Origin of the sequence: Mesorhizobium sp. M1027 (assembly GCF_040318745.1) — a bacterium.
Classification (GTDB): domain Bacteria; phylum Pseudomonadota; class Alphaproteobacteria; order Rhizobiales; family Rhizobiaceae; genus Mesorhizobium.
Genome location: NZ_JAMYMW010000012.1, coordinates 15563 through 36203, shown reverse-complemented (window position 1 = coordinate 36203; position 20641 = coordinate 15563). Strand labels below are relative to the sequence as shown.

Genomic DNA, 20641 nt, shown 5'->3' with positions numbered 1-20641 from the left:
CCTCAGGGGCTGCGGGACTTGCGGTCGCACAAACGTGACAGCAAATTAATGCGACATCCGGGCCAAGCCATGATAACCGCCCTACCTGTCGGTTTGGCCCCCAGGGCCAGCAAGCAATCGCGACGCACATTTCAAGGCCGGATCCATCGTGAACCGCACCATTCCGCTTATCCTGGCGGTCGCTCTATTCATGGAAAACATGGATTCGACCGTCATTGCGACATCGTTGCCGGCGATCGCCATCGACATCCACACCAGCCCGATCGCACTCAAGCTGGCGCTGACCGCCTATCTTGTATCGCTGGCGATTTTCATTCCGATCAGCGGCTGGATGGCCGACCGCTTCGGCGCCAAGAATGTCTTCCGTGCCGCGATCGCCGTGTTCATCGTCGGTTCGGTCGCGTGCGCCATTTCCAATTCGCTGCCGGCTTTCGTGGTGTCACGTTTCCTGCAAGGCATTGGCGGCGCCATGATGACGCCGGTCGGACGCCTGGTGCTGGTACGCGCGACGCCGAAAAGCGAGCTCGTCGCCGCCATGTCGTGGCTGACTGTCCCGGCTCTGGTTGGCCCGCTGGTCGGCCCGCCGGTCGGCGGCTTCATCACGACCTATTTCTCCTGGCACTGGATTTTTCTGATCAATGTGCCGATCGGGCTGATCGGCATCTGGTTGGCCACGCGTTTCCTGCCGAAGACCGACGCCGCGCAGACGCCGCCGCTCGATCTCATCGGTTTCGTGCTGAGCGGGCTGGCGGCATCGGGCATTGTGTTCGGCCTGTCGGTGGTCAGCCTGCCGGCTCTGCCGCCCGTTGCCGGCTTTATCACCGTTGCCGTCGGGCTGACATCGGCGGTGCTTTACCTGCTGCACGCGCGCCGCGCCAAGAATCCGCTGCTGGCGCTCGAGCTGTTTCGCAATCGGGTGTTCCGCTCGTCGGTGCTCGGCGGCGGACTGTTCCGCATCGGCATTGGTGCCGTACCTTTCCTGTTGCCGCTGATGTTCCAGATCGGTTTCGGGCTGACGCCGTTCCAGTCCGGCATGATCACCTTCGTCTCGGCGATCGGCGCGATAGGCATGAAATTCGTCACTGCCCTGATCTTCAGGGTCGCCGGCTTCCGCCGGGTGCTGATTTCAGGCTCGCTCATCGCAGCCGCGTCCATCGCCATCAACGGCCTGTTCACACCCGACACGCCCTATGGGCTGATCCTCGCCATGCTGCTCGCCGGGGGCTTCATCCGGTCGATGTTCTTCACCGGCATCAATGCGCTTGCCTACGCCGAGATTTCGGCCGCCGACACCAGCAAGGCCACGCCGATCACGGCGGTGTTCCAGCAGTTGGCGATCGCACTCGGCGTGGCGCTGGCCGGCGGCATCCTGGAAGTGTCGACCAATATCCATGGCGGCCCGCTGACGCTGAGCGACTTCCACACCGCCTTCTTCATCGTAGCGGCGGTGTCGGCGGCAGCCTCGCTGTCGTTCATGCGGCTGGCGCCGGACGCCGGCAATGCCGTGTCTGGACATGGCCGGTTGACGCCGCCGAAGACGCTGGAGCCGGTGAGCCCGCCGGGGAGTTGAGGAGTGGCGCCCTCCACCGCCGGCGGGACGGCACCCCCCTCTGGCCTGCCGGCCATCTCCCCCTCAAGGAGGGAGATTGGCAGCTTCGGCACTGCACTCACTCTTCACGGTCGAAGGTTTGCGAAGGCCGCGATGACATCCGATCTCCCCCCTTGAGGGGGAGATGTCCGGCAGGACAGAGGGGGGTGCGAAGGATCGCTACAGAGCGACTTTCACGCCGTGCCGTTTCCGCCTTTAAAATCTTTCGCCAAGAGATAGAGCTCAACCGATTCGTCGCGCGAGGCCGGCGGCTTGACGTGATGGACCGAGCGGAAATTCCGCTTGAGTCTCGCCAGCAATTCGTTCTCGGCGCCGCCCTGAAACGTCTTGGCAAGGAAATGTCCGCCCGGCTTCAATACCGACAGCGCGAAATCGGCCGCCACCTCGCACAGATGCATGGTGCGGATGTGGTCGGTCCGCTTGTGGCCGGTGGTGGGTGCGGCCATATCGGAGAGCACGATGTCCGGCTGACCGCCCAGCGTCTCGGCCAGCTTCTCAGGCGCCTGCGGATCGAGGAAATCCATCAGCAGCACCGGCGCGCCCGGCACCGCGTCCATCTCCAGGCAATCGATGCCGACGACGTTCGGGTGTTCCGCGGTAGATTTGGTACGTGCGGCGGCGACCTGGCACCAGCCGCCGGGTGCCGCACCAAGGTCGATCACCTTCATGCCGGGCTTGAGCAAATGGTGCTTGTCGTCGATCTCGATCAGCTTGTAGGCGGCGCGCGAGCGATAGCCGTCGGCCTTCGAGCGCTGGACATAGGGATCGTTGATGTGGCGCTGCAACCAACGGCGCGACGATTCCTTCAAGCCGCTTTTCTTCTTGATCTTCGTCTTCAGCACGCGAATGCCGGCGGAGCTCGGTCTTTCCGGTTTTTTGGTCATTGCTTGATTACTTGTTTGAGCATGATCTTGTCCGAAAACCGGCAGCCACTTTTCGGGATCATGCTCTGCCTCGCCCGCTGTTGCGCCAGACGCCGTCATCGGCAATCAACTCGCTCAGTATGCCCTCGCGCAGGCCGCGGTCGGCGACACGCAGCCGTTCGGACGGCCAGACGGCGCGGATCGCCTCCAATATGGCGCAGCCGGCCAGAACCAGGTCGGCGCGGTCGGCGCCGATGCAAGGGTTGGCGACGCGCTGCTGGAAATCCCAGCCGACCAGCTTTTCGACCATGCGGTCGACGCTGTCGCGATCCATCCACAACCCGTCGACGCGGCGGCGGTCGTAACGTTCGAGATCGAGGTGGACGCCGGCCAGCGTCGTCACTGTGCCCGAGGTGCCGAGCAGATGGAATTTCGGGCTGGACAGGAGGTGGCTCAGCCGGTCGCGCCCGTCGAAGGCGCGCAGCCGCATTGCGACATCGTCGACCATGGCGCCAAAGATCTCGCGCGTCACCGTGCGGCCGCCAAAACGCTCGGCCAGCGAGACGACGCCGACCGGCAGCGACGTCCACGACACGATGTGGTTGGCGAGCCTTGGCGAGCGGTGGCCGGAGAGGTCGATCAGCGCGATTTCGGACGAGCCGCCGCCGATGTCGAACAGCACGACGCCTTGCGTGTCGCGCTCGACCAGCGAGCCGCAGCCCGAAACCGCCAGCCGCGCCTCGGTCTGGCGGTCGATGATCTCGAGCTTCAGGCCGGCCTCGCGCTCGACGCGCTCGAGGAACTCGACGCCGTTGGCGGCGGTGCGGCAGGCCTCGGTGGCGATCAGCCTTGCTTTCCTGACCTTGCGGTTGCGCAATTTGTCGCTGCAGATCTTCAGCGCTTCGACCGCGCGGTCCATTGCAGCCTCGCCAAGCCGACCATTGGCGGTAAGGCCCTCGCCCAGCCTGACGATGCGCGAGAAGGCATCGATGACGCGGAACTGGCCATGGCGCGTCGGCACCGCGACCAGCAGACGGCAATTGTTGGTGCCGAGGTCGAGCGCGGCAAACACCGGCAATTCCTGCAGCGGTGGCGGTGTGCGGGCACCTTGCCCCGGCCTTGGCAAGGCTGGAGGCAATTGCGCGATTGAAGCCGATTGCGCGATCGAGGACTGGGGCGCGATCGAAGCCGCTGGCTGGGGCTGGCGAGCGGCCGGGGCCCCGCCGGCGGCGGGCACCGAAGCGCCTGTTATCACCGGACGAGCCTCGTCGCGTGCGAAAACCTTGCGCCCGCGCCGCCGCTTGCGCCGCTTCTTGGGTTTGCCGTTCTGATGCGGGCCGTTCTGACCCCTGTGATCGTGGGACGTGTCGCCAGCCTGTCCATTGCCGGACCGGGGCTGCACCTGACGGCCGTAGCGTCCGGCGGCTGGGTTTGCCTGGCCGGATGGCGGCGGCGAACCCCTGGACACGCCCACTTCCGGCGCGCCAGCGCCGGCTTCGTGGTCTTCCACTGTCGTTCCTTCCGGCGCCGCGCGAACCGGAGACCGGACGCAGCAGGCGCTTTTACATGTTCAAGTTGCGGCCAGACTATCAGCGCCGGGCCGGATCACCAAGAGTGCAAGGGCCGAATTTTGCCGACGGCATGAAGGCGGCGACGTTGGTGATCCCTTCTCCCCTTCTTGTGGGAGAAGGAAAGACGCCAGCGCCACAGCGCGCCTTCCCGGTTGAATAGCCGGCTTCAATGAGGCATTTCTGAAATGAACCATTCGGGACCGCCGGCGGTTTTCCTGCTGCGAACCGGAAAACGGGTACGGGCTGCAACGCATGATCGTCAGGTAATGAACTGGAGCCGCTATTTCTGGCCCGTCATCGGCGTCGCCGCGGTGGTGTTCTCGCTGTGGCTGTTGCTGCACGAATTGCGCGGCATCTCGCTCGACGATGTCTGGGCCGGCATAATCGCCATCCCGGCGCGCGGCTGGGTGCTGGCGGCGCTGAGCTCGGTCATCGCCTATGCCTCGCTCGCCGGCTACGACCACATCGCGCTGCTGCACATCGGCAAAAAAGTCTCGTGGCTGTTCGTCACCTTCTGCTCGTTCACCACCTACGCGCTGTCGCACAATATCGGCGGCTCGGTGTTTTCCGGTGCGGTGATCCGCTACCGCGCCTACGGCACCAGGGGCCTGACCGGGCAGGACGTCGGCATTCTGGTGGCGATCTGCTGGATCACCTTCGTGCTGTCGACGCTGTTCGTCTCAAGCATCGTCCTGCTGCTCGAGCCCGAGGTGATCGACCGGTTTTCCGGCACGCCGCATCACCGGCTGGCGCAGGCGGGAGGGCTCGCCATGCTGCTCGCGGTGGCGGCCTATGTCTTCGGCAGCTGGCTGCATCTGAGGCCGCTGAGGATCGGCAGCTTTCAGCTGCACTACCCGGCGCTGCCGATCGTGGCGCGGCAATTGCTGGTCGGCCCGATCGAGCTGCTGGCGGCGGCGGCGATCATCTTCTTCGCCCTGCCCGTATCAGGCAATCCCGGCTATTTCGTCGTGCTCGGCGTGTTCCTGGTGTCGTTCTCGATCGCGCAGATCTCGCATGCGCCAGGCGGGCTCGGGGTGTTCGAGGTGGTGTTCCTTGCCGGCTTGTCGCACATGGACCAGGTCGGCGTACTGGCGGCGCTGCTGGTGTTCCGTCTGTTCTACCTGATTATCCCGCTGCTGATCGCGCTCGGCGTCGTGCTGTTCTTCGAGCACTCGCAATACAGCCGCAGCGAGAATTGAGACATCAGGGGGCAAGCGCTCCAGACTGCGCGTGAAGAATGGGCAGAGGGTCGCAAGGCCAGGCGCGGCCTGCTGCGAAGCTCGAAGGTCACGGGATGGATCCTAGGGTCTCCGCGACGTCGCTTCGCTCCTGCTCCGCCCTAGGATGACGAGGGCGTGTTGGCTTTTGGCTAATCGCAGCTGTTGGAAATTGGCACTGGGACAGTCGCAAGTGTCTGGAAACTGGCGCAAGTCACAATCCTGGAGATTGGCCGAAATAACACTCCGTTCGTCATCCTAGGGCGGAGCAGGAGCGAAGCGACGTCGCGGAGACCCCTAGGATCCATGCCGTTACAGTAGCCGAAGCGCGCAGCGATCCAATGATTTCACTGTCTCGCCCCGAAATGTGTACGGATGGGAGGCGAATTAAAAACCTGCAGCAATCGTGTGCCGATTGAAATGCCTACGGCAGGGTTGACTATTTTCCGGCGGCGGCTACAAGGGCCGCGCGGCTGCCTGGCGGCCCACCTGCGCGACAAGCGCCTGCTGGGGAATAGGTTAACGGTAGACCCACGGACTCTGACTCCGTTAGTCCTGGTTCGAATCCAGGTTCCCCAGCCACACAAAATCAAGCACTTAGTACCAAACCGCCCAAAACCATGTTGCTACGCCTGAAACCATAGCAACATAAGCGATTGATTTGTCAGGCGTGGGCAACGGGCGGAGGCTGCGAATAGCAACATGGCGAAATAGCAAAAGCCCCGTATCCCCAACCTTCCTTTCGGTGGCTGTATAGAGTGATGCTAAAATCGCCAATCAACTGGTGGGATTCGAAATGCCAATACCTGCTTTGCCAACAGACAATCTGTACAAATTCATGACGACACTTGGCATCTTGCTTTGCGCTTTCTCGATGTGGACCATGATGACCAATGTCGGTGATGCTCAAGCCACCATTGCATCAATCCACGCGGGCGAGGACGCGCTGAATATGCGCGCGCATAATTTAATGACACGGCTCGATGAAATGGATCGACAGCTTGGACAACCCAATGTCGACGCAGCTGATGCGCGTCGGCGTCTAGACGAAGCTCGAAATGAGTCCGAGGCGATCCTCACTGAGTGGACAAAGGTATTGAACGAACAACGCGCAGGTGTGGCCAGTGTCAAAACGGCCCTAATGTCTGCTTCCATATTCACGTTCGGCTTTTGGTTCGGGCTCATTGTAGCATTTGTCGGCGGGTGGTTGTGGTACTTGAATTTTCAGAGATACCAAGATCAGATCGTTAGGCGGCAAGCGGCGGAAGCTGTGTTGAAGTCCGCCAGCTGAAACGGAAACCCCGCTCAAGGCGGGAATTACGGCGACAGTGCACGTTTTCCCGTGTCGCCCGCCTGCTCATCCAGTATTGCCGCGTCGCCGATGTCGCGCTTTTGCACCCGTGGGCCGAGAGCATCGCCGAGGAAATCGGCAAAGCCGTGAGCCCCGGAAAACGAGGCAGGCGGCGAAAAAGAAATGTTGCGCCGTCACCGTAATTCCCAAAACCTCTTCGACAACCCTTCTACTCCCCGACAATGGACGTCGGCGGGCGTGCCGAGGTTATAGAATCGGCATGACGAAGGACGATCCTCCACGCGCCTTCCTCGCGCCGGAATATGGTGGTGACTCGAAGCGCAATCGGCACCAGCTTGTTGCCACCACCGACCTTGGATTGGAACCGCTCGACCTCGATGATGTATCCCAAGTCGGCTGTCGCATACTCGGAGATGCGCTCAAAGCCGATGGCCTTGCCGTGCCGGTAATTGGTGGCGGCCCGTTCCATGGTCTCAGCGGCCTTTCTCCATCCCTTCGCCGGCGGGCCAAAGGGATTGGCAATAGTGACGTCGTCCTGTCGCGAGTAGAGATTTTTCAAGGGCTCAGGATCGCCCTTTACGAAGGCATCCAGAGCCAGATGATCCTGCTCGATAAATTTCGTCAGGTCGGAGGCTAACATCTTAACATCGCCACATGACTGAAAAGAGAACTCTATCACGCGCTTCATCCGCCCTTCGCCTTGCCGTAGGCGTTCGCGCTGGTGTCCGGAGTATAGATCAGAATTACGGTGAGTGCACTTTTTACCATGCCGCCGCCGCCGCATGGTGCACCTTGCCGGCGTTTCCGGTCTGCCGCACCCCCAGCACCGTACCGGCGAACCAAAGTGTTTTCACGTCCGAAGACTATGTGTTCCACAAGAACTGCTCATCGAATATTGCCGCGTCGCCGATGTCGCGGTTTTCGATGCACCCGTGGGCCGAGAGCATCGCCGGGCAAATCGGCAAAGCCGTGAGAACCCGGAACGAGGCGCGCGGCGAAAAGAAAATAGCGGACTGTCACCGTAATTCCTAAAACCTCTCCGGCAACCCTTCTACTCCCCGACAATGGACGTCGGCGGGCGTGCCGAGGTTATCGGATCGGCATGACGAAGGACGATCCTCCACGCGCCTTCCTCGCGCCGGAATATGGTGGTGACTCGAAGCGCAATCGGCACCAGCTTGTTGCCACCACCGACCTTGGATTGGAACCGCTCGACCTCGATGATGTATCCTAAGTCGGCTGTCGCATACTCGGAGATGCGCTCAAATCCGATGGCCTTGCCGTGCCGGTAATTGGTGGCGGCCCGTTCCATGGTCTCAGCGGCCTTTCTCCATCCCTTCGCCGGCGGGCCAAAGGGATTGGCAATAATGACGTCGTCCTGTCGCGAGTAGAGGTTTTTCAAGGGCTCAGGATCGCCCTTTACGAAGGCATCCAGAGCCAGATGATCCTGCTCGATGAATTTCGTTAGGTCGGAGGCTAACATCTTAACATCGCCACATGACTAAAAAGAGAACTCTATCAAGCGCTTCATCCGCCTTGCCGTAGGCGTTCGGGCTGGTGTCCGGAGTATAGATCAGAATTACGGTGAGTGCACTTTTTACCATGTCGCCGCCGCCGCATGGTGCACCTTGCCCGCGTTCCCGGTCCGCCGCATCCCCCAGCACCGTCCGGGCGAGCCAAAGTGTTTTCACGTCCGAAGACTATGTGTTCCACAAGAACTGCTCATCGAGTATTGCCGCGTCGCCGATGTCGCGGTTTTCGACGCACCCGTGGGCCAAGAGCATCGCCGGGCAAATCGGCAAAGCCGTGAAATTCGGAAAACGAGGCAGGCGGCGAAAAGAAAATAGTGCACTGTCACCGTAATCGCTGGTACCAGCAACCGGATGCCCTGCGGATAACTTACTTTACGGGCCTCGCAACGTTTTGGCACATAATCACACCTTAACGAGCTCATATCCTAGCACCAAAAAGTGCCGACAAGCTGGCTCAGAGGCATTCCGACGGAAGCTGGAATATTTTGCCCCCCGGACCCGTTTTACCGCCCCTAAGGGTGACGCATCCTTGGTTCGGAACATCGGGAGTTTGTTCGGGTGTTTGCGAGCGTTTTTCCGGCTTGCTCGGAATGACGCCAAAGGGAGCCCCTCCAGTCCTAATGACCTTTCCCCCGATAATATGAACCGCGTCAATCTTGACGTTCAGGTGTTGGATGTCGGACCGCGAAGAATCATAAGACGCGTTACCCTTTACAGGAACGATGTCGAACCCAATTTTGAGTCCAGCCTTTTGAACGACCACGAAATCGCTATCGTATTCGTAGCTCTGCATCGAGACTTTCGGTGCGCCTGCTACAGCGGTATCCAGGCTCGCAACTACTTGCCCTATCCAACCAGAGAATCCTGCATCATGGCCCACAGCCCATGGAGTGTTGCAGACATCCAGGTTCGCGGCGCTCATATCGACGTTGAAGTGAATTTCGCTATTGTTTGTAAGGGTTCTGTCATTCGATGCCGTAAAGCCGGGCGTAAGGCTTCCAGCAGTGGCTACAGGAATGCCTACGCTGGCACCTCCCCCTATAGTTTTCCCCTCAACGACGTTAACCTTCAGAGTAACCTTGGCAACACCGGACAAGAGGCCTGTTCGACCGCTCTTGTCTCGATATATCGCCTTCGCAAGTCCACACTTTATCGAACCGACAACTTCGTGAAGAGGCACAACTGGCGTGGCCTTTGGGTCGCTCTGAAACTGCGTAGATGCGCAGCCTTGCAATAAGCTCAATACTACTGAGCAAAGAACCGTGGCGCCCCTCATCCCACCCACCCCCAGTTTGCGCAACCAACTGGTTCCTTCTATGCAATGTGTTTCTCACGTCCGAAGACTAGGTGTTTCACAAGAACTACTCATCGAGTATCGGCGCGTCGCCAATGTTGCGGCTTTCGATGCGCCCGTGTGCCGAGAGCATCGCCGGCAAATCGGCAAAGCCGTGAAACCCCAAAAACGAGGAAGGGGCGAAGGAAACAGCGCAATCATCGCCGAGGGCCGTGATGATCTCATCATTTTCGATCTCGCCAGAAAAAGCGCACGGCTTGACAGCTGCCAGGGCGTCGACAAGCTCGATCATGCAAGACGCGCACAGCCAATCAGGTAAGGGGCGGTCCAAGCGGGCTGCAGAACCGCCACCCTTTCTTCATGGCATTCTCTGACAGATGACTCTCAGACGCGCTACGCATCCAACGCAGTATCGAATGTTGGAATCCGCGCCATCCACTTCAACACCGACCGCGTATTCGCCTGGCTGACAAGCGCTTTGGCTCAATCCGGTGCTATTGCCATTTGTCCATGGTCCTGTCGATGGTCCAGACGTGGCAATAACAACTCCCATTCCGGTCACAGCCGTATTGTTCGGCACAGCTTCTTCCATCTTTTGATCTTGCGCGGTCGCTGGTGAGCACACGATCAAATAAACCAGCGCAGCAACGTATTTCATCCTCATTTCGTCCTCCCATGTTTTGAATTTTATTCATAGAACGATCCACCGTTCTCCCGGAACTCCTACCAGATGAACTCCTGCTAACTACCGCGTTCCTGACATCAGGGCACGCTCAGGCATCTGGTTGTCGTTTATGAATGGCACTTGCCTCCCCCGCCTCACCAACAAACTCTGCTCAATCCCAAGTATCTTCCGAACACTCGCCAGCGCCGCCTCGTTCACATCGATATACGCGACGATGTACCACTCGCCGTTTTCTTCCCTGGCCATGCCCATCGGCTCGGCCCGCCATTTGAGCGCGCCGTGGTGGGGCATGAAGTAAGTTTCCTGGATGCCGCCGATGGCGCTGAGGCCTTCGTCGAGAGCGTACTCCATCACCGCGCAGCACAGCTGCGTCAGCGTGCCCCTCAGTCCGGCAGTTCGTTTATCGGGAACGACGAAGGTGCGGGTCCATTCGGCCCAATCGGGACGCCTCGGGACGCCCGATTTTTCGCACATGTGAGAAAAAACCTCCGAGACCATGTGCGGCTCGCTCGTTGGGATCAATCGAGCCGAGGTCACCACGCGACCATCTTCAATACCAAGCAGGTAAGTCGCCGCGTCGGTATCGAATTGGTCTAGCTCGCGACCGTCCGGGCTCGGAGGGCGCCAACGTTTTTGATGCACGAAGAAATCGTGCCGTCGGCGCAGAAATTCGTCGAATTCGTTTTCGTAAAGATGCTTGTTATGCGCGTTGACTACGTGGGCCGTTATCATGGCGCGATCCCCCGATCGTTCTCAACGGGATACTCGCAGTCGCGCTAATATACGTCACCTGTCCGATGGGACAGTTGACGCGTTCAGGGGTGGATCAGGCGCCGGCGCACCGCTTCGACGACCGCCTGCGTGGTCGTAGCGACGCCAAAAGCCTCACGGGCTCTTGTCGAATGCCATTTGACCGTTCGCTCGGTCAGGCCGAGGATTTGGGATGTCTCCGACGAGGTCTTGCCGGCTGCGGCCCAGAGCAGCACCTCTTTTTCGCGGTCGGTCAGCACGCCTTCATCGTCATCATCGCCATTCGACAACGCCTGGATCGACATGCCGGCATAGACCGCCATGGTCACCAGTTGGACTTGATGGCGCGGCGACAGGGTGCAGGATTTCGCGGAAGACGCAAACGACAGCACGGATTGCCAATGGTGAATGCTGAGCATCGGCACGGCGAAGCCGCTCCAGATGCCGAACTCCGTCGCCTCGCCGGCGACGCGTCGGGAACCTTCCGTATCCGACCACTTTGCCGGAACTTCGGACCAAAGGAACGGCTTCAGGGTTTTTGCCGAGTAGATGCAAACACCATCGACGGCGGCGTGCTCGGCCTCGACATAGCGTTCGAACCAGCCGGCCGGCCAGCCATTCAGTTCAACCATCGGCGCAAGTTTCTGACCGCTGAGGGGCACACCGCTCAGGATAAGGTGCTCGAAACCGAGATTCCTCACGGTATCAAGAAGGTCGCTCAGCAGCGGCCCGGTAGCTGTGTGTTTCCTGCAGCGTTCGACAAAGTCGAACACGTCTGAATCGATCATGACAGAGACCCCCGTCTCCACGCCCGAAAACAAAGTTTAACTCAAATTAGCGACTTCGAATACTCCCAATAAGTGTGTCCGCCACGCAGGACGCGCGGACCAAAATCAGCTAAATCAGCCGGATTGTGATCAGCAACACAGGACCAAGCATGACGCCATCACTGCCGAAACGAAACGAGCCGTTCCGGGCCGGCGAAACCGCGCTGTTGCTGGTCGACATGCAACGTGTCTGGCTCGAGCCCGGCGCCGATCCGGCGCATCCGGAGCGCGGTCCCGACCACTACTTCTACCGGCAGACGGCGTCGCAGACGATCCCCAACCAGGAGCGCCTGCTGGCGGCGGCGCGGGCCAATGGCGTCGAGGTGATCCACACCATCATCCAGAGCCTGACCAAGACGGCCGCTTGGTTCCAGCGGCAGCATTCCGGCGCTGTCGGAGGACATTGAAATCCCCCGTAATATCGCCCTCGACCCGGCGGAACGGAACCGGCGCGCCGAGATCATGTTCGCACCGTTTCATGACCGCGTGGCCGCTCATCTCGACGACCGGGCGAAGCAGGGCAGAGCGACGCGGATCGCGACGATCCACTCCTTCACGCCGGACTTTCTCCGCATTGCGCGGCCTTGGCACGCCGGCGTGCTTTACGACCAGGCAATCGAGTTCGGCCAGACAGCGCTTGCCGGCCTGCGCGCCGACATTGAGCTCAATGTCGCGGCAAACGAGCCCTACGTGATCAGCCGCGACGGCGACTAGGCCATACCGGTCCATGGCGACGATCGCTGCATTCCGGCTGTCCTCATCGAGATCAGGCGAACTGCTGGCGAGCCGCACTAGCATCGAAGAATGGGCGCACCGCCTGGCCGCAGCGTTGCCGGCGCAGCAGACAAAGGCCTTGTGACCAAGCTCGGCTGCTCGAGCGCAACGCGAGAGCCGAGCCGTCGGTGAAAAGCCGGAGCGAACGATCGCTACGAGAAGATTTGCGACAGTTCTTCGACGCTGGTGCCTTCCTTGACCTGACGCAGCTCGACATAGCTGACCGCCGTGGCCACCGACAGCACCATCGACAGTACGGTCGACACCAAGGCTGCCAACACATCTGCAATGATCCCGCCAAACATGACGATGACTGCCAGCATCACCCACTGGATGACCATCGCGATGACCATCAGGATCAGGAAGAGGCCAAATAGCGGCCAGCGGTTGCCCTTGGTCAGCACACGGCTGCGCGACATCGAACCGAACACGCCAAGCCGCTCCTGAATCAGAACCGGCACTGCCACGCACCATCCGAGCCATAAGATGATGCCGGGAACCAGCAAGGCTATCGACGCCAGGCCCACACCCAGGCCGACGAGCAGGCCAATACCAAGGGTCGGCAGCAAATTGCGGATGGCTATCTGAATGCAGTCGCCAAACGTCGGCCGCTTGCCATTCAAGTCCTCGATCGTCGCCCGCACCAGCGCCGACTGGAGCAGCAGCGCGAAAACGAACGATAGCAATCCCGTAATAACCGTAATCCATGAATTCTGAAACACCATAGAGGGATCGGCCGCGGCGCCGGGGTCGCCATGCAGAACCGCATCTATTTGCGGTTGGCTCCACAGCCGAAGAATAATCGCCGGCAAGCCTGAAAACAGCAGCGCGAGCCCAACGCACAAGCCGATGTTGCGGCCGATTACGGCGAAGCTGTTGTTGAACACCCTGCCGATCTCGAATTTCTCAGGCCGTTCCAGTGTCGTTGAAGCCATGATTTCCCCCCGTGTTTCGCCGTAACAGTATCACGGCGCCCTAACAGTAATTCTGCCAAGATTGACGGTCGCCGTCCAGCCCACTTGCAATTCTTGTGCTGCATTGTCAGTGTCGGCTGGGAACCACAGGTTGCAGGGGAGCGGGTGGCGGTGGCACAGCCAGGCACAGCGGAAGCCGAACGGCTGACCAATCTTCACAAGCAGCTGATCGCCGATGAGTCGATCCAGTTCGACCTGCCGGCCTATATGCCGCCAAAGCCACCCGAGTGGCTGAAGCCGCTGCAGGATTTTTTGTCGTGGCTCGGCCCCTACATGATCTATCTGTTCTGGGGGGCGGTGATATCGGGCGTCGCAATCATCCTGCTTTTGGTCTTCCTCGAGGTGAAAGGCATCGCCTGGCGGCTGCCGTGGCAGCGCGCGCGGCCCGAAGTCGAAGACGAAGAAGCCTGGCGCCCCGACGCCGGCGCCGCGCAGATCCTGTTGTTGCAAGCGGATGCGTTGGCCGCACGCGGCGACTATGACGAGGCGGTTCACCTTTTGCTTCGGCGCAGCGTCGCCGATATTGCCGGCCGGCTGCCGGACTTCCTGCGCCCGTCGCTCACCGCGCGCGACATCGCCAATGCCCCTTCCCTGCCGGGAAGGGCACGCCATGCGTTTACCGAGATCGCCCGCATCGTCGAGGCGGCGCTGTTCGCGCGCCGGCCGGTTGGCGCGGAAGGCTGGCGGCAAGCACGCGGCGCCTATGAACGTTTCGCCTTCCGGGATGCCTGGACGTGAGCGCACCGGCGGTCGAGGCGCAGGAGCCGTTCAATCGAAAGACACTGTTTTGGGGGATTTTCGCCAGCCTGCTTGCGGCCGCCGGTTTCTTCCTGCTGTCCACCTATGCTCCCGATTTCCGGCAACCCGGCAATGGCGGCGCCACGCCGCTGTCGAAAAGCGGCGTCGGCTACGCCGGTCTGGTGGAATGGCTGCGGCTCACCGGCGAAGCGCCCTTGATGGCGCGGACCGAAGACGATCTTGCCAGAGATATACTGCTGATCGTCACCATCTCGCCCGACAGCGACCAGGAGGCGCTTCGCCGCATCCTCAATCTTCGCCAGGACCAGAACACGCTCTTCGTGCTTCCCAAATGGCAGATCCTGCCGCTGCAGGGGCATGAAGGCTGGAACATGAAATTCGGGCGATTGCCCGGTTCGGTGGTGAACGAATGGCTTGGCCGCATCGCCGATGCGAAGATCGGTGCCGGCCAGAGCACGGCAAAGCAACTCGACATCGAAGGCAACATGGTTGCCGCACCCGAAGAATTGCAGTGGGTGGCCGACAAGTACCCTCTCATCGCAGCCGGCAATGACAAGGCTGTGCTTACCGAACTGGACGACAAGCCGTTCTATATCCTGACTGACCCCGACCTGATCAACAACGCCGCCCTCAAGGATCCCGAAAAGGCAGCAGCCGCGCTCGGGCTGATTGCCGTGCTCCAGCCCGATGACGGCCCGGTGATGTTCGATCTGACGCTGCACGGCGCGGGGCGGAAGTATGATCTGGCCAAGCTCCTTGTCGAGCCGCTTGCCTTCCTGGCGGTGGATGCCGCGGCGGGACGCGGACGGGCATCGCTGAATGCCAGCATCGATGCGCCGCAGCAGGTCGGTGTCGGTGGGGAATTCGGCGTGCAAATCACCGCTCGTCACTCGGGGCCGCGCGCCGCCGAGGCTCGCGTCGGCCACGATGCGCGTCTGGCGCCGGTGAGCGGCAGCGGCGGGGCCTTGCAGCCGACCGCCAGAGGCGGGTCGCTCAACCTCCGCTTCCAGGCGCTGCGGCGCGGCATCGCCAGCTTCGACCGTCTCTGGGTGCGCTGGCGCGGGCCGTTTGGGCTGGTCTGGAACCAGGTCGTGCTGCCGGTGGAAAGCAAGATTGCGGTGCTGCCCGACGTCAGCAGCGCTCGCGGCGAAGCGATCACGCTTCTGCAACATGCGGCGCTTGCCGAAGGCCATGCGCAGCGCCGCGCCGGTCAAGGCCGCGAGTTCGACGCGCTCAAGGATTACCAGCCGGGCATGGGCCGGCGGATGATCGACTGGAAGCGCAGCGCCCGCCACGGCAAGCTGTTGGCGCGCGAGTTCCGCATCGAGGAGAACAACAACATCGTGCTGGCCATCGATAGCGGACGCCTGATGTGCGAGCCGGTCGACGGTGTGCCTAAGGTGGACCGCGCCGTGACGGCCGCCTTGCTGTCGGCGTTCATCGCGCTGAAGGGCGGCGATATGGTCAGCCTGTTTGGCTTCGATGCAAGGCCGCGCGTTTCGAGCGGCGCGGTACGCGGCCCCGCCAACTTTGCGATGATCCAGAAACGAGCGGCGGAGATCGACTATTCCAGCGAGGAGACCAATTTCACGCTGGCGCTGACGACGCTCGCGGCGCGGCTCGACCGCCGCTCGCTCGTCATCATCTTCACCGATTTTGTCGATCCGATCAGCGCGGAATTGATGCTGCGCACCGTGAGCCGGCTCACCGAACGGCATCTCGTGCTGTTCATGCTGATGAAGGACACCGAACTGGAGGGCCTGGCCGATATGCCGCCACGCTCTGGCGAGGACGTTGCCCGCGCGGTCGTCGCCGGAGGGCTTTTGCGCGAAAGGCAGGTCGTCATCGGCCGGCTGCGCCTGCTCGGGGCGCATGTGATCGAAGCCGACCACAACCGGCTCGGTCCGGCGCTGGTCGAGCGCTATCTGCAGTTCAAGCAGGAGGATTTGCTGTGACGGCGCCGGTACGCGGCAATGCGGTGTGCGGCGACGCGGTACGCCAGTCGCTGGCCAGCTTCCGCCGCGAGCGCGAGGCCGACTGGAAGGCATTCGAGGCGCTGCTGGCGCGTGTCGAAAAGCGTGCGCCGCGGACGCTGTCCGAAGAGGAGCTGCTGTCGCTGCCGCTGCTCTATCGATCGGCGCTGTCTTCCCTGTCGGTGGCGCGCGCGACATCGCTCGATAATGCGCTGGTCGGCTATCTCGAAGCGTTGTCGCTGCGCGGTTATTTCTATCTCTACGGCGCGCGCCGCGGGCTGCGGCAGCGCCTCGCCGATTTCTTCCTGCATGACTGGCCCGAAGCCATTCGCGACCTGTGGCGCGAGACATTGGCGTCGGTCGCGCTGATGGTGATCGGCATTGGTGCAGGCGCCTGGCTGGTGGCATCCGACAAGAGCTGGTTCGACGCGATCATCCCGCCCGGCCTGGCAGGAGGCCGCGGCCCCGACACCTCGGCCGAACTGCTGCGAGGCATGCTTCATGATGGCGACAATGGCTTTCTCTCAGGCTTTGCCGCCTATCTGTTCACGCACAACGTCCAGGTCGCAATCCTGGCCTTCGCCCTTGGCTTCGCCTTCGCGGTGCCGACGGTGCTGCTGATGCTGTTCAACGGCTGCATGATCGGGGCGTTGTTCCAAGTCTATTGGTCCAAGGGGCTTGGCATGGAGCTCGGCGGCTGGCTGGCCATCCACGGCACCACCGAATTGTTCGCAATCTCTTTGGCCGGCGCGGCGGGCATGCGCATCGGCACCAGCATCGCCTTTCCCGGCGAATTGACACGCATGGCGGCAGCGGCTCGTGCCGGACGCATTGCCGCGAACGCCATGGTCGGGGTCTCGGTCATGCTGCTGTTTGCCGGGCTGCTCGAGGGCATTGGCAGGCAGACCATCACCAGCGACGTCACGCGCTACGGCATTGGCGGTGGCATGCTGGTGCTGTGGATCGGTTATTTCTATCTGTTCCGGGCGGTGCGGCATGGCGATCGTTAAACGCGCCGCCTTCGCGGCTATACGGCCGCTGATCACGCCCGAAGGCGTCGATCTCCGGATAAAATTGGCCGACGCCGGCACGCGGGCCTCCGCCTTCCTGCTCGACATCGTGTTCATCGCCGTGGCGGCAATCGTGATCACGATCGTCGCGCTATTCGGGGTGGGAGGCCTTGGCAGCGAGGGATTTCAGCCGCTCTTCGTCGTCTGGATCATCCTGATCTTCTTTCTGCGCAACGCCTACTTCATCGTCTTCGAAGCGGGCCGGCGCGCGGCTACGCCCGGCAAGCGGATCGTCGGCATCCGGGTCGCGTCGCGCAGCGGAGACGGCCTGTCGATCGACCAGGTCATTGCCCGCAACCTGATGCGCGAGATCGAGGTGTTCCTGCCGCTGTCGATCATCGTTGGACGCAGCGGGACCGACCTCGCCGACACGCTGACGACGGTGTTCGGCCTGGTGTGGACGCTGCTGTTTGCCTTGTTCCCGCTGTTCAATCGAGACCGCATGCGGATCGGCGACCTGTTGGCGGGGACCTGGGTGGTCGAGGCGCCGAAGCGTGCCTTGCTTGAAGACCTGTCGGCACGGCAGGATCCGGCGGCCGGCGCCTTCCGGTTCAGCCACGCCCAACTCGATGCCTACGGGATTGCCGAACTCCACAAGCTGGAGGAGGTGCTGCGCCGCGACGACTATTTCGCCCTGCGGACGGTGGCCGAAACGATCGGACGCAAGATCGGCGCGGCACCCCAAGCCCATGACGCACGCGCGTTCCTGACGGCGTATTACGGGGAATTGCGGGCGCATCTCGAGCGCAAGCTTCTGCTGGGCAACCGCAGGGCCGACAAGCATGCGCGTTAGACCAGGAGTGGAAATGCACGAAAAGCGTGCGCAGCCGCCCATTGCCACCGAAGATTGACGCTTGACCAGTGCCATCTTCTCCCGCAAATTCAGTCTCGCGGGGGTTGAAATGCCTATCCGTCCGAGGGTGCTCGTGTTCCCTATCCTCTGGCAGTCGCAAGCGGATGTTGCAAGAAGACTCCTCGAGAGTTCCAGGTTCTACGGAAATCAAGCCTCAAGGAGACTTCCTTGGCCACTTTCGTCACTCAATCCACTTTCCAACGAGCTGGCAGCCAAATGGTGTGGTTTTGGAAGCTCGGAACAGGCGATGCCTACTGGGGGTACTCGGTACGTGCGGCGGTTGTCCTTCGCACGGCCACTTTGCGCTGGGAAAGCCTGTATACCTACATCGACGAGACAGGCCAGACCGAGGTAATCCAGACGAACGTATCAGACGATATGCAAATAAGATTCGCGGCGATAAGTTCTCCCTGAGGAGCCAAGACATGCCAATAGCGCTTCACGCGGTATACGATTCCCGAGGGGTCATCATTGCCGCCTCACGAGTCGATCCCGACGATGACAAGTCGGCCCCGGCGCCAATCCCACAGCCGGGCGAGGGCAATTACTACGCGCTAATCCCGCTTGACGAAGCCCACGTCAAAATGCCGCTGGATCAGCTGTGCACAACGACTCGGGTCGACTTGCGACAGAAGCGGCTGATTGCCGAGAACCTTCACTCTCAAGCATAAGTGTTCCTCGCCACCCTGCCTTAACCCACCCACTTCTCGTAATCGGATACCAAGAGGTGCAGCGGTGCTGTGTCCTCGTCGATGTCCGCGAAGCGGCCGATCGGCTCGCGAAAAACGTTGTCGGTGAGATCGTCATTGACGGTCGAGACCTCGCCGATCAGCACGTCCTTGCCCTCGGCCCAGAAGGCGTGCCAGACGCCCGGCAGCAGCGTCACGCTCTGGCCTGGGTCGAGCTTCAGCAATCCACCCGCAGGCAGTCTGTGGATGGTTCCGTCGACAGGCACAGATACTTCGGCCTTCGGATCGATGCCGCCATCGCGGTCATGCATGAACAGCTCCAGCACCAGTTTGCCGCCGCCACGGTTGATGATGTCCTCGGCCTTGATGTTGTGGCGGTGCATCGGCGACAGCTGATCCTTGCGCGAGATCATGATCTTTTCGGCATAGAGCATGCCCATGCCCTTCTTCATGTCCTCGTAGCGGCCGTTGCGAACAGTGAACAAGAACAGGCCGAGCTCGTCGAACTTGCCCTGGCCGTAATCGGTGATGTCCCAGCCGAGCCGCGACGAGAAGATGGCCGCCGAATCCTGCCGGTGCGCCTTCATCTCTTCCGGGGTCCAGTAGGCGAAGGGCGGCATGATGTAGCCGAACGAACGGATGAAGGCGTCGGCGTCGCGGATGATGTCGTTGATGGCGGAGCGTTTCATGATCATGATCCCTTCTTCAGGCGGCGCCTACAGCGCATAACCGAACACCGATCCGGTGTCGACGTAAACCGCATTCTGGCCTCATGACATCGGCGACGATCGGGGCCATAAGTCCCGACAAATTCCCAAAGGTGACATTCCATGCGCAGCATAGACGACCTCGATACGCCGGCGATCCTGATCGACGCTCGCCGCGCAGAAGCCAACATCGCGCGGGCGCAGGCCCATGCCGACCGGCACGGGCTGAAGCTCCGGCCGCACATCAAGACCCATAAGCTGCCCTACTGGGCGAAAAAGCAGGTCGCGGCCGGGGCCATCGGCATCACCTGCCAGAAGATCGGCGAGGCCGAAATCATGGCCGATGCCGGACTGACCGACATCTTTCTGCCGTACAATATCCTCGGGCGGGCCAAGCTGGAACGCCTCAAGGCGCTGCACGGCCGCGTAACCCTGTCGGTGACAACGGACAGTATGGACACGCTGATGGGACTTGCCGCCACCTTTACCGATCCCGGCCACCGCCTGCCGGTGCTGGTCGAATGCGACACCGGCATGGGCCGCTGCGGTGTGCAGTCGGCCGGCGAGGCAGTCGCGCTGGCGAGCGAGATCGACAAGGTCCGAGGGCTCGTGTTCGGCGGCCTGATGACCTACCCGGGGGCTGGCCGCGCTGCCGAGACCGAGGCGTGGCTCGCCGATGCGCAGCAAGCACTTGCCGCAGCCGGCCTTGCTTGCGAGCGCATCTCCAGCGGCGGCACACCCGACATGTGGCGTTCCGGCGAGCATAGCGTCGTTACCGAATACCGGCCCGGCACCTACATCTATCTCGACCGCTACCAGATCGCCAAAGGCGTCGGCAGCCTCGACGATTGTGCGCTGACCGTACTGTCGACGGTGGTCAGCCGTCCAACGCCGACACGCGCCATCCTTGACGCCGGCAGCAAGGCGCTCTCCAGCGACACGCTGGGGCTCGCCGATTTCGGCGAGCTGCTGGGCATTTCAGGCGCAAGAGTGACCAGCCTCAGCGAAGAGCACGGCAACGTCACGCTTTCGGGCGGCGCAGAGCTTCGCATCGGCGAGCGCGTGCGCGTCGTACCCGACCATTGCTGCGTCGTCACCAACCTGTTCGACGAGGTGCATCTGATCGAAGGCGACAAGGTGATCGAGACGCTGCCGGTGGCAGCACGCGGGCGTATGGCTTGA

The 20641-nt window shown here is 61.6% G+C and carries 23 protein-coding genes and 1 tRNA gene; 12 read left to right on the top strand and 12 right to left on the bottom strand.

Translation table 11 applies throughout. The features are described from left to right. Positions 1 to 148: 148 nt before the first annotated feature. Entirely contained in the window at positions 149 to 1570 is a 1422-nt protein-coding gene (locus NKH50_RS22100; RefSeq protein ID WP_352506538.1) for an MFS transporter, read from the top strand. A gap of 212 nt (positions 1571 to 1782) precedes the next feature. On the opposite strand, the gene NKH50_RS22095 is transcribed toward NKH50_RS22100, so the two are convergent. Next, positions 1783 to 2493 carry an RlmE family RNA methyltransferase gene (locus tag NKH50_RS22095; protein ID WP_352880995.1) on the bottom strand — a complete coding sequence of 237 codons (711 nt, stop codon included), beginning with the start codon at positions 2491 to 2493 and terminating at the stop codon, positions 1783 to 1785. Between the two features lie 58 nt (positions 2494 to 2551). After that, on the bottom strand, positions 2552 to 3982 hold the full coding sequence (locus NKH50_RS22090) for a Ppx/GppA phosphatase family protein (protein ID WP_352880993.1): 1431 nt from the start codon (positions 3980 to 3982) through the stop codon (positions 2552 to 2554). Positions 3983 to 4309: 327 nt separating this feature from the next. On the opposite strand from NKH50_RS22090, the gene NKH50_RS22085 reads away from it, so the two are divergent. From NKH50_RS22085 to NKH50_RS22075, 3 genes are all read left to right on the top strand, one after another. After that, on the top strand, positions 4310 to 5242 hold the full coding sequence (locus NKH50_RS22085) for a lysylphosphatidylglycerol synthase domain-containing protein (RefSeq protein ID WP_352881175.1): 933 nt from the start codon (positions 4310 to 4312) through the stop codon (positions 5240 to 5242). A gap of 526 nt (positions 5243 to 5768) precedes the next feature. Beyond that, positions 5769 to 5842: transfer RNA gene (locus NKH50_RS22080), tRNA-Gln, on the top strand. A 256-nt stretch (positions 5843 to 6098) separates the two neighbouring features. Next, positions 6099 to 6551: a hypothetical protein gene (locus NKH50_RS22075; protein ID WP_352880991.1), complete on the top strand. Its 453-nt coding sequence runs from the start codon at positions 6099 to 6101 to the stop codon at positions 6549 to 6551. A gap of 229 nt (positions 6552 to 6780) precedes the next feature. Here NKH50_RS22075 and NKH50_RS22070 read toward each other — a convergent pair whose 3' ends face one another. The 8 genes from NKH50_RS22070 to NKH50_RS22035 form a co-directional block, all read right to left on the bottom strand. After that, on the bottom strand, positions 6781 to 7260 hold the full coding sequence (locus NKH50_RS22070; RefSeq protein WP_352880989.1) for a YybH family protein: 480 nt from the start codon (positions 7258 to 7260) through the stop codon (positions 6781 to 6783). Between the two features lie 363 nt (positions 7261 to 7623). Further along, positions 7624 to 8055 carry a YybH family protein gene (locus tag NKH50_RS22065; protein WP_023674442.1) on the bottom strand — a complete coding sequence of 144 codons (432 nt, stop codon included), beginning with the start codon at positions 8053 to 8055 and terminating at the stop codon, positions 7624 to 7626. Between the two features lies 1 nt (position 8056). Continuing rightward, entirely contained in the window at positions 8057 to 8263 is a 207-nt protein-coding gene (locus NKH50_RS22060; protein WP_352880987.1) for a hypothetical protein, read from the bottom strand. Between the two features lie 295 nt (positions 8264 to 8558). After that, a complete protein-coding gene (locus NKH50_RS22055; protein ID WP_352880985.1) occupies positions 8559 to 9404 on the bottom strand; it encodes a hypothetical protein in 846 nt (281 codons plus the stop codon). 61 nt (positions 9405 to 9465) lie between these two features. Beyond that, positions 9466 to 9690: a hypothetical protein gene (locus tag NKH50_RS22050; protein WP_352880983.1), complete on the bottom strand. Its 225-nt coding sequence runs from the start codon at positions 9688 to 9690 to the stop codon at positions 9466 to 9468. A gap of 66 nt (positions 9691 to 9756) precedes the next feature. Next, positions 9757 to 10056, bottom strand: coding sequence for a hypothetical protein (locus NKH50_RS22045; RefSeq protein ID WP_352880981.1), 300 nt, complete (start codon positions 10054 to 10056; stop codon positions 9757 to 9759). A gap of 87 nt (positions 10057 to 10143) precedes the next feature. Then, positions 10144 to 10815 (bottom strand): acyl-homoserine-lactone synthase, encoded by a 672-nt coding sequence (locus NKH50_RS22040; protein WP_352880979.1) that lies wholly within the window; start codon positions 10813 to 10815, stop codon positions 10144 to 10146. Positions 10816 to 10898: 83 nt separating this feature from the next. Beyond that, complete coding sequence (locus NKH50_RS22035; protein ID WP_352880977.1) at positions 10899 to 11621, bottom strand: LuxR family transcriptional regulator; 723 nt, start codon at positions 11619 to 11621, stop codon at positions 10899 to 10901. A gap of 149 nt (positions 11622 to 11770) precedes the next feature. Here NKH50_RS22035 and NKH50_RS22030 point away from each other — a divergent pair, with 149 nt between their 5' ends. Together NKH50_RS22030 and NKH50_RS22025 are read left to right on the top strand one after the other, a co-directional pair. After that, a complete protein-coding gene (locus NKH50_RS22030; RefSeq protein WP_352738248.1) occupies positions 11771 to 12067 on the top strand; it encodes an isochorismatase family protein in 297 nt (98 codons plus the stop codon). Then, positions 12042 to 12374 (top strand): N-formylglutamate amidohydrolase, encoded by a 333-nt coding sequence (locus tag NKH50_RS22025; RefSeq protein ID WP_352738319.1) that lies wholly within the window; start codon positions 12042 to 12044, stop codon positions 12372 to 12374. The genes NKH50_RS22030 and NKH50_RS22025 overlap by 26 nt, the downstream gene beginning before the upstream one ends. A 212-nt stretch (positions 12375 to 12586) precedes the next feature. On the opposite strand, the gene NKH50_RS22020 is transcribed toward NKH50_RS22025, so the two are convergent. After that, positions 12587 to 13321, bottom strand: a complete 735-nt coding sequence (locus NKH50_RS22020; RefSeq protein ID WP_352880975.1) for a hypothetical protein — start codon at positions 13319 to 13321, stop codon at positions 12587 to 12589. Between the two features lie 198 nt (positions 13322 to 13519). Here NKH50_RS22020 and NKH50_RS22015 point away from each other — a divergent pair, with 198 nt between their 5' ends. The 5 genes from NKH50_RS22015 (at position 13520) to NKH50_RS21995 (ending at position 18477) form a co-directional block, all read left to right on the top strand. Beyond that, entirely contained in the window at positions 13520 to 14146 is a 627-nt protein-coding gene (locus tag NKH50_RS22015; protein WP_352689420.1) for a DUF4129 domain-containing protein, read from the top strand. Further along, the gene (locus tag NKH50_RS22010; protein ID WP_352880973.1) at positions 14143 to 16122 is read left to right on the top strand and encodes a DUF58 domain-containing protein; all 1980 of its coding nucleotides are present in this window, start codon (positions 14143 to 14145) and stop codon (positions 16120 to 16122) included. The genes NKH50_RS22015 and NKH50_RS22010 overlap by 4 nt, the downstream gene beginning before the upstream one ends. Further along, positions 16119 to 17150: a stage II sporulation protein M gene (locus tag NKH50_RS22005; protein WP_352880971.1), complete on the top strand. Its 1032-nt coding sequence runs from the start codon at positions 16119 to 16121 to the stop codon at positions 17148 to 17150. The genes NKH50_RS22010 and NKH50_RS22005 overlap by 4 nt, the downstream gene beginning before the upstream one ends. Positions 17151 to 17214: 64 nt before the next feature. Continuing rightward, on the top strand, positions 17215 to 18003 hold the full coding sequence (locus tag NKH50_RS22000; protein ID WP_352457151.1) for an RDD family protein: 789 nt from the start codon (positions 17215 to 17217) through the stop codon (positions 18001 to 18003). 228 nt (positions 18004 to 18231) lie between these two features. Continuing rightward, positions 18232 to 18477 (top strand): hypothetical protein, encoded by a 246-nt coding sequence (locus NKH50_RS21995; RefSeq protein ID WP_031193474.1) that lies wholly within the window; start codon positions 18232 to 18234, stop codon positions 18475 to 18477. Between the two features lie 277 nt (positions 18478 to 18754). Here the strand turns inward: NKH50_RS21995 and NKH50_RS21990 are convergent, their stop codons facing one another. Continuing rightward, positions 18755 to 19441, bottom strand: coding sequence for a D-lyxose/D-mannose family sugar isomerase (locus NKH50_RS21990; RefSeq protein WP_352703198.1), 687 nt, complete (start codon positions 19439 to 19441; stop codon positions 18755 to 18757). 141 nt (positions 19442 to 19582) lie between these two features. On the opposite strand from NKH50_RS21990, the gene NKH50_RS21985 reads away from it, so the two are divergent. Next, positions 19583 to 20641: a D-TA family PLP-dependent enzyme gene (locus tag NKH50_RS21985; protein WP_352778008.1), complete on the top strand. Its 1059-nt coding sequence runs from the start codon at positions 19583 to 19585 to the stop codon at positions 20639 to 20641.

Bases quoted from the DNA above. Each gene is read 5' to 3' on its own strand.
- NKH50_RS22095 (WP_352880995.1), bottom strand. From the start codon at position 2,493: ATGACCAAAAAACCGGAAAGACCGAGCTCCGCCGGCATTCGCGTGCTG.
- NKH50_RS22085 (WP_352881175.1), top strand. From the start codon at position 4,310: ATGAACTGGAGCCGCTATTTCTGGCCCGTCATCGGCGTCGCCGCGGTG.
- NKH50_RS22075 (WP_352880991.1), top strand. From the start codon at position 6,099: ATGACGACACTTGGCATCTTGCTTTGCGCTTTCTCGATGTGGACCATG.
- NKH50_RS22070 (WP_352880989.1), bottom strand. From the start codon at position 7,260: ATGAAGCGCGTGATAGAGTTCTCTTTTCAGTCATGTGGCGATGTTAAG.
- NKH50_RS22065 (WP_023674442.1), bottom strand. From the start codon at position 8,055: ATGTTAGCCTCCGACCTAACGAAATTCATCGAGCAGGATCATCTGGCT.
- NKH50_RS22050 (WP_352880983.1), bottom strand. From the start codon at position 9,690: ATGATCGAGCTTGTCGACGCCCTGGCAGCTGTCAAGCCGTGCGCTTTT.
- NKH50_RS22045 (WP_352880981.1), bottom strand. From the start codon at position 10,056: ATGAAATACGTTGCTGCGCTGGTTTATTTGATCGTGTGCTCACCAGCG.
- NKH50_RS22040 (WP_352880979.1), bottom strand. From the start codon at position 10,815: ATGATAACGGCCCACGTAGTCAACGCGCATAACAAGCATCTTTACGAA.
- NKH50_RS22035 (WP_352880977.1), bottom strand. From the start codon at position 11,621: ATGATCGATTCAGACGTGTTCGACTTTGTCGAACGCTGCAGGAAACAC.
- NKH50_RS22030 (WP_352738248.1), top strand. From the start codon at position 11,771: ATGACGCCATCACTGCCGAAACGAAACGAGCCGTTCCGGGCCGGCGAA.
- NKH50_RS21990 (WP_352703198.1), bottom strand. From the start codon at position 19,441: ATGAAACGCTCCGCCATCAACGACATCATCCGCGACGCCGACGCCTTC.
- NKH50_RS21985 (WP_352778008.1), top strand. From the start codon at position 19,583: ATGCGCAGCATAGACGACCTCGATACGCCGGCGATCCTGATCGACGCT.